This window comes from Atopobacter phocae ATCC BAA-285 (assembly GCF_000526675.1).
Taxonomy (GTDB): Bacteria; Bacillota; Bacilli; order Lactobacillales; family Aerococcaceae; genus Atopobacter; species Atopobacter phocae.
Genome location: NZ_JAGN01000047.1, coordinates 1 through 11,424, shown reverse-complemented (window position 1 = coordinate 11,424; position 11,424 = coordinate 1). Strand labels below are relative to the sequence as shown.

The window sequence follows — 11,424 nt, the reverse complement described above, 5'->3', positions numbered from 1 at the left end:
ACCTCTCATGCATTCGCTCAATTTATTAAGGATCACCAAGCCATTCAAAGTATGTCACGTGTAGGAAAATGTATCGATAATGGTCCAATGGAAAACTTTTTTGGCATGCTCAAATCAGAATTATATTATTTAAATAAATATGATACATTTGAAAGTTTAACAAAAGATATTGATCAATATATTCATTTCTTTAACACTAAACGAATCACATTAAAGATGGGTTTAGCTATTCCAGCATAAAAAAACACCTATGGATGAAAAACCATAGGTGCATAAAATTTATTTTTTTACCTGTCTACTTGACAGGGAGCAGTTCACATTAGCTTGCAGTGTTTTTTTTGTGAATAAATATATAATTTAATCATGCGGTATAGTATAATATATAAGTAAACTGAAATCGTTTTATTGTAAAAAAAAGAGAGAGGTGAAATAATGCTAGAAATCAACAATCTATCAAAACGTTTTGGCACAGTTCAAGCCTTAAATGACTTGAATATGACAGTGAATCCTGGAGAAATCATGGGATTAATTGGTCAAAACGGTGCAGGAAAATCAACTACTTTTAGATTAATGCTAAACTTTATTACGGCTGATCAAGGAGTAGTGAAGTGGAATAATCAGAAACTGGACCAATCAGTTTATAATCAAATTGGATATTTACCGGAAGAACGTGGATTATATCCTAAACTTTCTATTGAAGAACAAATTTTATTTTTCGGAGAACTAAGAGGTAAGAAAAGAAGTGAAATCGAGCCTAAAATTAACGCATGGATGGATCGATTTGAAGTAAAAGGTAAACGAAAAGATAAAATTAAATCATTGTCAAAAGGAAATCAACAAAAAGTCCAAATTATTACGACATTGATTCATGAACCACAGTTAATTATATTAGATGAACCATTTAGTGGTTTAGATCCAGTCAATGCTAGTATGTTAAAAGACGCAATTATTGATGTGAAACAATCTGGTGCAGCTATTATTATTTCCAGTCATAATATGGATAATGTGGAAGAAATGTGTGATCGGTTAACCATGCTAAAAAAGGGACAACGTATTTTGTATGGAACAATTGAAGAAATTCGATCAAGTTTTGAACGCTTGAAATTAGTCGTTGAAACACCATTACCTGCTTCACAATTACAATTAATTGATGGGGTCAACCATGTTCAATCTATTGGAACTAATCGTTATCGCTTATTATTAAATCGTGAAGAAGTAGGGAAAGAGGTTTTTAATCTTGTAACGAAAGACGGATACATTCCCGTATTCAGTCAGCAACCACCAACTTTAGATGAAATCTTCCGAATGAAAGTAGGTGAATCCAATGAATAAAATGTGGTTTGTAGCAAAAAATGTTTTTTTTAAAAATATAAAATCAGGAACATACTTATGGATGGTTATTGCTCCGTTTTTCTTTTTAATCGTTGGTTCTGGAGTAGGGTATTATATTTCTGAAGATATGAAAGGTACAGAAGATGCAACGATATCGGTTGTGACGACTGATAATCAATTGAAAGAGCAATTAAAGGAAATGAAACAGCCTGTTATTCAATTTGATTCAAATATAAAAGAAGCGCGTGAAAAATTAAAAGCGAATGAAATTAGTGGATATATGGACTTATCTGATCCACTTTCACCAATCTTTTATCAAAAGACCACAGATGATAATGTTAATTTGAGTAATATTGAAACAATTTTAAGTCAAAAATCTATAAATGATACAGCCAAAAGATTAAATATCACAGAAGAAGATATTACACAAATAAAATCGGCACAAGTTTATATAAAAAATGAACGAATCAATTTTGAGAAAAAAGAAGCAAATGATGATATTACTCGAATGATTCATACAGGGATTGCCTATGTGTTTGCATTCTTCTTATTAATGTTTATAACAACCTATTCAAATATAATTGCTCAAGAAATTGCTTCCGAAAAAGGGACGCGAATTATGGAAGTTATTCTTTCAAGTATGAAAGCTTCCTCTAATTTACTTGGTAAAATGATTGGAATTGTTATGGCAGTGATGTTACAAATCTTCATTTATACTGTATTAATCAGCGCTACCTACTTTATCCCATTTGTGAATCAGTTTATTCATAACAATGTACCAGATGAAGTGATTAATCAGTTGTTAAGTAAGCAATTAGGCTTTAGTGTACTGTTCCTAATCTTTGGGATATTTATGTATGTTTCTCTTGCATCATTTTTAGGTTCCTTGGTGAGCCGGGCAGAGGATGTACCAAAAGCAATATCTGTTCTTACAATATTTGTTATTTTAGGTTTCTATATTTGTATGTATGCGATTAGTAATCCAAATAGCATGGTTGTAATTGTTGCAAGCTATATTCCATTATTATCACCATTCATTATACCGTTTCGAATTGCAAGCGAAACCATTACAGCGGGTTATGTATGGTTAAGTATGGGGTTAACCTTTTTATCAACCGTTTTAATCACGATATTCTCAGTATGGTTCTATGAAGCAAGTGTATTAGTTTATTCAAGTGGAAATATCTTTACTGCGTTTAAAGAAGCACTTGTTTTAAAAAGAAACAATCGGAAAAACTAAGTATATAATTTTACTTTTTTCTAGTAGGTATGTCATAATCTAAAGAGTAAATATTCTTTATGAGGTGATAAGAAATGAAAAAACGTATAAAGAAAATAAAAAATATTATTAAGTTAGTGTTATTGATAATGCCTGTATTAGGAGCAATTCGTGAACTAATGCGAAGCAATGCATAGATAATTAGTTAACTGATGTAAGAACAGGAGGAATTATCCCTCCTGTTTTTTATTGTCTTCATAATGTGTTAAAATAATATTCAAATAATGAGTAAATTAAAGTGAGGTACTGTATGAAATCGACTATCGGAATTATTGATTCAGGCGTAGGAGGTTTATCGGTTTTAAAAGAAGCGATGCGTCTTTTGCCCGGTGAAGATTTTATCTACCTAGGGGATAATGCACGATGTCCTTATGGTATTCGACCCACGCAAGAAATCTATCAGTTTACCAAAGAAATGATTGATTATTTAATTAGTCAAGAAGTATCAACAATCGTGATTGCGTGTAATACGGCGACTGCCGTAGCATTAGATCAACTAAAAGAGTTATATGATATTCCATTAATAGGTGTCATTCAACCAGGTGCCAAGAAAGCTGTTCAAACAACAAATTCAAAGCGAGTTGGCGTGATTGGAACTAAAAATACGATTCAAAGTAAAAGCTATACGGAGGCGATTCAACTGCTTGATCAATCCATTCATATTTTTGATTTAGCGACACAAAACTTTGTGGATCTTGTGGAACGTAATATGACAGATGAATCGATTACACTACCTATTATTGAACGCACCTTACAGCCATTAATGGATGAATCAATTGATACATTGATTTTAGGATGTACCCATTTCCCGTTATTATCGTCTGTCATTCAACGAGCAGTGGGACCTAATATTCGATTGATTGATTCAGGTTACGAAACTGCTTATGTTCTAAAAGAAAAAATGAGCCAGTCATTAGACGTATTTGAGCAAAAAAATGATAGGCCCCCTGTTAACGTTCGTTTTTTAACAACAGGTGATGTCACACATTTTAAAACCATCGCTGAACGATGGTTACAAATGGAAATTGAACATGTTCAACAAATTACGTTAGGAGAATTCAAATGAAATTAGATCAAACATTACTCATTGCAACAGCGAATCAACATAAAGCACAAGAATTAGCAGTACTCTTTGAACCATTAGGACTTCAAATAGAAACATTATTAGATTATCCTGATTTACCATCCGTTGAAGAGACGGGATTTACATTTGAACAAAACGCTCGCTTAAAAGCAGAGACTATTGCACAACAAACCGGACGAATTGTATTAGCCGATGATTCTGGATTAGCTGTAAAGGCTTTACATGGTCAGCCGGGTGTTTATTCTGCTCGATACGCGGGAGAACCGAAAAATGATGCAAGAAATAATGCCAAATTGTTAGCTGAATTAGGTGGCGAAGAAACAACGGATCGTTCTGCTTCATTTCACACAGTAATTGTAGCAAGCTATCCGGGTAATGAATCATTAGTTATTGAAGGACGTATCGATGGGAGCATTGCAGCGGTTCCTAGAGGAGAAAATGGGTTTGGTTATGACAGTTTATTTTTACCAAACGGGAGAGTGCAAACATTTGGTGAAATGGATGCTTCAGAAAAAAATGAGATCAGTCATCGCGCCATAGCAGTCAAGCAATTGTTGAAAGAATTGCCTCAATGGTTGAATAACTTGTCTCATGATGAATCGGACCTTAAATAGGAGGGCGTTATGACGAAATACTTTGTAATTAGTGATAATCATGGGGAATTAGAACCGATGCGTGAGTTAATGCATCGCTTTCGTCATCAAGTGGATTATTTTATTCACTGTGGGGATTCAGAATTTGATGATCGTGATGAAGTATTTGAACAGGTGTTGGCGGTACGAGGAAATACGGATTTTCACGGAGCTTTCCCTTTAGAAATCGTTAAAGATTCCATTTATGTAGCACATGGGCATCAATTAGGTGTACGTTTAAATGTTGAGGAGTTAAGTCAAAGAGCAAGAGAGATGAACTGTTCAATTGCTTGTTATGGACATACTCATATATTGAATGTAACTGAAATGAATGGTGTCATTTGTATTAATCCAGGTAGTATCTCTCTACCTAAAGGACCTTATTCTTCTTTAAAAACTTTTTGTATCGTGGATGTTACACCTCAACATGTTCAAATTGATTATTACAATGATGAAGGAATTAAAATCGACGGGTTAACTCGTCACATTAATCGTTAAAGAAAAACCACTTGTTTATTTTTAAGTAAACAAGTGGTTTTAATATTATTGATCGACTATTGCAATGGGATTACTCTGTGGTAGACTGACATTTGCAAGATGGAGTGCTTCAACATAAGCTTCCATTAATTTATTTTGAACAGCATACTGTTCACCAGGGATTACAAAGCAGACTACTCGATAATACAGTTGACCGTTTGGACGATATAATACGCCAAGATGTTCAGGAAAACGTTGCACATTGGATAAAGTAGGAATGACCTTTTGATTGACTTGATCAATCACTCGTCGTAAATCTTCGATTGACGTCTGAGGTAAAATATTAATATCCATTGTTGCACGCATATCACTTTGTGAATGATTCGAGACAATCATAATTTCACGGTTAGGAATATAATAAGTTGTCCCATCAAATCCAATCACTTTAGCACTTCGAATTCCTACATTTGCGACAATACCACTAATTCCACCAAATGTGACGTCATCTCCTACATCAAATTGATGTTCTAATAAGATAAAGAAGCCATTGACCACATCAGTTAGAAAATCCTTTGCACCTAAACCGATTGCAACACCAGCAATTCCAGCTCCAGCAAGTAATGTAGAAACAGGAAAACCTAATATGGATAAACACCCATATAATATAATAAAGTAAAAAATATATTGAATCGAGTTTTTAAGTAACGCGTATAGAGTTTTAGAACGACTGGACGACTGTTTACTTCGAACCATGTAACTACTGAACCCTTTTTGAACAATGTACTGCATTAATACTTTGATAAAATAAAAAACTAAAATAAAAGCAATTAATTTAAATAGGGTCGTTAAACTGATAATGAGCCAGTTTTGCCAATTATCTAAAACGTATGTATTCATTAGCTCTTTGAGTTGTAAAAATGAATTTTCCATATAATCTTCCTTATTTGTATTTTAATCATAACCTAGTATAACAAATATTTCAGTAAATCAGAAGAAAAGGGTATGTTTTGGTCAATCGAAGAAATAAATGATATATTCATTTTTTTTTAGGAACGAGTATATATTATTGGAAACGATTAGATTATCATGCTATCATTAAATTGTGATAATCCAATTATAAGTATAATTATCTAGATGGGAGTGGTAAGATAAATGAGTATAGGAGAAATTGCTGGATTAATTGCAGCATTAGCTTTTGTAGCGTTAGTAGTATTTATAATCATCAATCTAAAAAAAGTAGCAAATGTGATTGGTGAGTTGGAAAACACTGTTAAAGAAGTGAACCAAACAATTTCAATTGTGACGAAAGATGTAAACAATTTATCTGTTGAAGTAGAAGGTTTATTGAATAAAACAAATATGTTAGTTGATGATGTTAATGGTAAGTTATCCATGACTGATCCATTGTTCAATGCGATTGGAGATATTGGTGTATCTGTCTCTGATGTTAATCAAACGAGTCGCAATTTAGCGGCATCATTAGTTTCAAAAAATTTAAGAAAACATACAGCACCAACTAATTTACAAAAATTATCTCGTGCAGCTCTCGCTTTAAGGAAAGGCCGTAAAGAAAAAGCATCTGGTCATGTTCAAGAAGTTAAAGTTGAAGTAGAAGAGCCACAACTTTCAAACATCAAAGTTTATGATTAATAACGATTTACAGATGATAAATTAAAATAAAAGATTAAAGGAGCGATTATGATGAGTAAAAAAGGTGGATTTTTATTAGGGGCAACAATTGGGGCAGTTTCTGCAGCGGCAGTAGCATTATTATTTGCACCAAAATCAGGTGAAGAATTAAGAAAAGAATTAGCTGATGAATTAGAAAAATATAGAGACCAATTAGATGAGTACAGCCAAATTGCAGTAGAACGTGGGACTGAATTATCTCGTATTGCACAAGATGCAGCGGAAGATATTAAATTTAATATTAAAGATACAGCTGAAAATGTACGTACACAATTAGGTGATTCTTCAGAAAATTTAAAAGTAGATTTTGAATTGATTAAAGATGAAGTTCAAAAGTCAATTCAAAATGTTAAAGAAACAACAGAAACAAAAGTTGAAACTTTAAAAGAAGTAGCTAAAGATACTGGCAAGGAAGTTAATGGAGTTAATAAAGTAACTGTACAAAAAGCTAAAGAATCGTCCGAAAAATTAAAAGACACAGCTGAAGAAGTAGTAGCAACTGCAAAAGAAAAAGCAGAAGCAGTAAAAGAAGATGTACAAAACAAAATGAACAAATAATTTGTTTTAACAAAAAGCCATTAAACAATTGTTTAATGGCTTTTTTGATGTTCGTTATAATTCATTAGCATAAGGACTCGAAGTAAAAGATTGGAAGCCGTCTTTTGTAAGTACGCCACAATCTTCAACACGCACTCCGATTTGATTGGATAAATAAATACCAGGTTCAATAGAGAAACACATGCCTTCTTTTAGAACTAAATCATTTCCGCCAACAATTGAAGGAAATTCATGAGCAGTCCGCCCAATTCCATGGCCTAATCGATGAATAAACGCATCACCATATCCTGCTTCTTCAATAATCGAACGAGCTATTTGATCAAGTTCACTGGCTGTCATTCCTATTTTAGCTTGTTGCATCGCTGTATGATGTGCGCGGAGGACGACATCATATACTTTTTGATTGTCTAATGAGTCAACATCTTTTTCTCCAAAGAATGTCATTCGTGTGATATCTGACGCATAACCTTCCCACATTACTCCTAAATCCATAAGAACCCATTCGTTTTTTTGCAACTGTCGCTGACCAGGTTCACCATGCGGATCTGCAGCATGATCACCAAATAAGACAATGGTTCCAAAACTAAATTCCTTCACACCAAGTTGGCGCATTGCGAGTTCAGCTTGTTGAACGAGCTCAATTTCGGTTACGCCTTCAACTAAATGATCACGAATGAACTGCACCATTTTTTCAGCGATTTTTCCACTAGCAAACAAATGGCCTAATTCTTCTTTTGATTTGATCATTCTTTTTTCTTCTAACCAACGGGAAAGATCAGCCCCCCAAGAATTAAGATGAGCTGCTTCAAAGGATTTAAGATAATAATAATTAAAGTGATCATATTCTATAGCAATCGTCATATTTGATTGTTTTTGTAATTGATGAATTTGATGGGCAATTTTATTAAACGGATTTTCTCCATCTTGATAGCTATAGACAGGCATTGAAAGAACTTTTTCTTTTGCCATATTTTCTTCTAAAAATGGTACAAATAAAAATTGTGCGCCACTCTCATCTATATAATAAGCAATAATACGTTCGTGTGGGTCTGTTTCGTAGCCTGCTAAATCACGAATGGCCTCTTTTGATGTAAAGAGAGCACCTGTTTGTTGATTAGTTGTTAGCCAATCTTTAATCGATAGGGACATATTCATCCTTCTTTCTAAAATTAAAGTACTTATGATTGATTTTTCATATAATTTAATTTATAATATACAGATTGCTGTATTAATATTAATCAATTCATATATATATTTATCATACACTATTCTAATAAAATTTAATTGACATTTTTAAAGTTTTGAAGATTTTTTCTGAAAAATCATGAAAAAAAACATTAAAGCGCTTGCATAAATAGTTTAGCAGTGCTAAATTGTATATATATGTTACCTTGAAGGAGGTTATTTTTGTGGAGAAGCAAACCATTACAATTTATGATGTTGCTCGCGAAGCAGGTGTGTCTATGGCGACTGTTTCTCGTGTAGTGAATGCCAATGCCAATGTAAAACCAGCTACTCGAAAAAAAGTTTTAGAAGTAATTGATCGTTTAGATTATCGTCCAAATGCTGTAGCACGAGGATTAGCAAGTAAGAAAACCACTACTATTGGTGTATTAATTCCAGATGTAACTAATTTATATTTTTCAACATTAGCGCGTGGAATTGACGATGTTGCTTCGATGTATAAATACAATATTATCTTAGCCAATTCAGATCAAAACAATCAAAAAGAAGTTCAAGTACTAAATACGCTATTAAACAAGCAAGTTGATGGTGTGATTTATATGGGTAATTATGTGACAGATGATATGCGTCGCGAATTAGCTCGTACGAAAGCACCAGTTGTCTTAGCTGGGACAGTTGATCCAGAAAATGAATTTGCAACGGTAAATATAGATTATGTAGAAGCAACAGAAGAAGTTGTGAGTCAATTGATTGAAAAAGGGCACTCAAAAATTGCATTTGTATGTAATCAATTGAGCGATCCAATTAATCAAGCATATCGTTTAGAAGGATACAAATCTGCATTGAAAAAGGCAGGAATTCCATTCGATGAGAATTTCGTCTTTGAAGTGAATAATAATTATATGGCTGGCGAAGTTGTAAGTGACCAATTACGTCTCGCTCACATTACAGCTGCTTTTGTATGTGATGATGAAGTTGCAACTGGTATTTTAAACGGTTTGATTGATCAAAATGTACGCGTACCAGAAGACTTTATGATTTATACAGCTAACCATACGAAATTAACACAAATTGTTCGACCTAAATTATCAAGTATTGCGCCACCATTATATGACATTGGAGCGGTTGCGATGCGCTTATTAACTAAATTAATGAGCAGTGAAACGGTGGATGACCGTCAAGTCATTTTGCCATACAAAGTTGAAGAAGGCGGAACAACAGGACAATAATTTTAAAAATGGTTTGTAAATTTTATCGCTACGGTTTACGTAGCGATTTTTTTTGTATATAATAGTCCGTTCGAGAAAAGTATAATAGTTGAAAACTTAAAAGGACTACACTACCATATTAATGAGATAATAAAAGAGAGGACGAATGATAGAAATGCAAAGTCAAATAGATGATCCGGATAATCAGATCATTCCAGAAGAATCATACAACGAGATGCGCAAAAAGATTTTTGCGATTGCTTGGCCTGTTTTACTGGAGTTAGTATTAGCTTCTTTATTTGGAATGGTTGATATGATGATTGTGGGGAATTATAATAACCAGCAATATTCTGCAGCGGCGGGTGTTGCGGCTATTGGTATGATTAATCAACCAATTTTAATTTCTTTAGCTTTAATTCAAGCATTGGGTGTTGGAGGAACCGCATTGATTTCAAGATACTACGGTGCAAAAAAGTTAGATCGCTTAGAAACAGTGGCTAAACATGTTTTAGTGTTATCGTTCTTTTTTGTCGCGATTCCTTTAGCTGTTATTTTGTTTGTGTTTCAAGAAGAAATTTTAGTCACATTAGGTGCCGAACCAGATGCTTTAATGGTTGGTTTAACTTATTTTAAATGGGTAATAATTGGATTTCTTTTTTTATCGATTACATTAAGTTTGTCGGCAAATTTAAGAGGAATTGGAGAGACACGCATTCCCATGAAAGTAAATATTGTTGCTAATGGAATGAATATGATTTTATCCTTATTACTAGTTAATGGGTATTCAATTTTTCCGGAAATGGGTGTGAGTGGAGCTGGATTTGCGACGATGCTATCGAATGTAATAAGCGCTGCTTTAGTATTTATTTATGTCTCATTAGGCAAGAGCAAATTACCGTTTAATCCCTTTGAACCGTTTCGTTTTAATCGACATATTATGAGACGTGTGGTTCAAGTTGGACTACCTTCTGCAGGTGAACAATTGATTTTAAGATTAGGAATTATTTTATATTTAAGAATGGTGGCTGGTTTGGGAACGGTTGTGTTAGCCGCCCATCAAATTTCTTTAAATATAACAAGTTTGACGTTTACACCAGGAGCAGCATTAGGAATTGCATCAAGTGCTTTAGTCGGACAAGCATTAGGGGCAGAGCGAGCCAATCAAGCGGAACGATATGCACGTTATACGAGTAAAGTAGCAATGGCGATTGGCTTGTTTATGGGCTTGTTATTTTTCTTTTTAGGTGAACAGATTGGTGCGTTGTATTCGTCAGATGAGGCGATTATAAAGAATGTTGGTATGGTAATGGCTATTATCGCAGTTATTCAGCCTTTTCAATGTTCTCAGTTAACGACAGCGGGGGCATTAAGAGGTGCAGGAGATACGATTTTTCCGATGATTTCTGTTTTAATTTGTATATTAGGTGTACGTGTATTAACGGCGTATGTTTTAATTTATAAATTTAATTTAGGATTAGCTGGAGCTTGGTATGCTGTTTTAGCTGATCAACTTATTCGATCAATTATGATTCGGTGGCGATTTAACTCAGGTGTGTGGAAAAATATTGTACTATCATAATAAAAAAGGATTAACGGTTTGATATGCTCCCCCTAAAGTAGACACTTGAAAAAGTAAAACTATTTTAGGGGGATTTTTTCATGCGTAAAAATAAACGTCATTCGGCTAATGAGTTAATGTATTTTATTGATCTCTATTTAATCAGTGGAATACCCTATGTAGAATTACAGGAAAATTATGGCTTAAAATTAAATGATAAAAACTTTCGAAAGTATCTTAATAAGTATAGATTACATGGGCCTTCGGCCTTAATATCAAAAGGTACCAATAACAATTATTCTGAGGTTTTTAAGAAGAAAATTATTGACGAACATTTGATTGATGACGCCTCTTATTTAGAGCTCGCTATGAAGTATAATATCCCATCAGATAGTACTGTAAGAAGCTGGGTTTTAAAGTAT

Annotated in this window: 13 protein-coding genes; 11 read left to right on the top strand and 2 right to left on the bottom strand. The window is 33.6% G+C overall.

Annotated elements, in window-relative coordinates:
- The 6 genes from L866_RS0107285 to L866_RS0107255 all read left to right on the top strand — a co-directional run.
- Positions 1 to 240, top strand: a 240-nt coding sequence (locus L866_RS0107285; RefSeq protein WP_025728974.1) for an IS3 family transposase, incomplete at its 5' end; no start/stop codon positions are given.
- Between the two features lie 192 nt (positions 241 to 432).
- Positions 433 to 1,332: an ABC transporter ATP-binding protein gene (locus L866_RS0107280; protein ID WP_025730592.1), complete on the top strand. Its 900-nt coding sequence runs from the start codon at positions 433 to 435 to the stop codon at positions 1,330 to 1,332.
- Complete coding sequence (locus tag L866_RS09130) at positions 1,325 to 2,572, top strand: ABC transporter permease (RefSeq protein ID WP_025730590.1); 1,248 nt, start codon at positions 1,325 to 1,327, stop codon at positions 2,570 to 2,572. The genes L866_RS0107280 and L866_RS09130 overlap by 8 nt, the downstream gene beginning before the upstream one ends.
- Positions 2,573 to 2,861: 289 nt before the next feature.
- Positions 2,862 to 3,677, top strand: coding sequence for a glutamate racemase (gene murI, locus L866_RS08780; protein WP_035446398.1), 816 nt, complete (start codon positions 2,862 to 2,864; stop codon positions 3,675 to 3,677).
- Positions 3,674 to 4,309 (top strand): XTP/dITP diphosphatase, encoded by a 636-nt coding sequence (locus L866_RS08775; protein WP_051452878.1) that lies wholly within the window; start codon positions 3,674 to 3,676, stop codon positions 4,307 to 4,309. The genes murI and L866_RS08775 overlap by 4 nt, the downstream gene beginning before the upstream one ends.
- A gap of 9 nt (positions 4,310 to 4,318) precedes the next feature.
- On the top strand, positions 4,319 to 4,825 hold the full coding sequence (locus L866_RS0107255) for a YfcE family phosphodiesterase (protein ID WP_025730586.1): 507 nt from the start codon (positions 4,319 to 4,321) through the stop codon (positions 4,823 to 4,825).
- A gap of 45 nt (positions 4,826 to 4,870) precedes the next feature.
- Here L866_RS0107255 and L866_RS0107250 read toward each other — a convergent pair whose 3' ends face one another.
- Positions 4,871 to 5,734 carry a mechanosensitive ion channel family protein gene (locus tag L866_RS0107250; protein ID WP_051452877.1) on the bottom strand — a complete coding sequence of 288 codons (864 nt, stop codon included), beginning with the start codon at positions 5,732 to 5,734 and terminating at the stop codon, positions 4,871 to 4,873.
- Between the two features lie 222 nt (positions 5,735 to 5,956).
- Here L866_RS0107250 and L866_RS0107245 point away from each other — a divergent pair, with 222 nt between their 5' ends.
- Both L866_RS0107245 and L866_RS09125 read left to right on the top strand, forming a co-directional pair.
- Complete coding sequence (locus L866_RS0107245) at positions 5,957 to 6,454, top strand: DUF948 domain-containing protein (protein ID WP_025730582.1); 498 nt, start codon at positions 5,957 to 5,959, stop codon at positions 6,452 to 6,454.
- A gap of 51 nt (positions 6,455 to 6,505) precedes the next feature.
- On the top strand, positions 6,506 to 7,051 hold the full coding sequence (locus tag L866_RS09125) for a YtxH domain-containing protein (protein ID WP_025730580.1): 546 nt from the start codon (positions 6,506 to 6,508) through the stop codon (positions 7,049 to 7,051).
- A 54-nt stretch (positions 7,052 to 7,105) separates the two neighbouring features.
- On the opposite strand, the gene L866_RS0107235 is transcribed toward L866_RS09125, so the two are convergent.
- Positions 7,106 to 8,200, bottom strand: coding sequence for an aminopeptidase P family protein (locus L866_RS0107235; RefSeq protein WP_169729077.1), 1,095 nt, complete (start codon positions 8,198 to 8,200; stop codon positions 7,106 to 7,108).
- Positions 8,201 to 8,460: 260 nt separating this feature from the next.
- Between L866_RS0107235 and ccpA the strand changes: the two genes are divergently transcribed.
- The 3 genes from ccpA to L866_RS0107220 all read left to right on the top strand — a co-directional run.
- Complete coding sequence (gene ccpA, locus L866_RS0107230; RefSeq protein ID WP_025730576.1) at positions 8,461 to 9,465, top strand: catabolite control protein A; 1,005 nt, start codon at positions 8,461 to 8,463, stop codon at positions 9,463 to 9,465.
- A gap of 145 nt (positions 9,466 to 9,610) precedes the next feature.
- Positions 9,611 to 11,023, top strand: coding sequence for an MATE family efflux transporter (locus tag L866_RS0107225; RefSeq protein WP_025730574.1), 1,413 nt, complete (start codon positions 9,611 to 9,613; stop codon positions 11,021 to 11,023).
- A gap of 80 nt (positions 11,024 to 11,103) precedes the next feature.
- Positions 11,104 to 11,424, top strand: a 321-nt coding sequence (locus L866_RS0107220) for a helix-turn-helix domain-containing protein (protein ID WP_025730572.1), incomplete at its 3' end; no start/stop codon positions are given.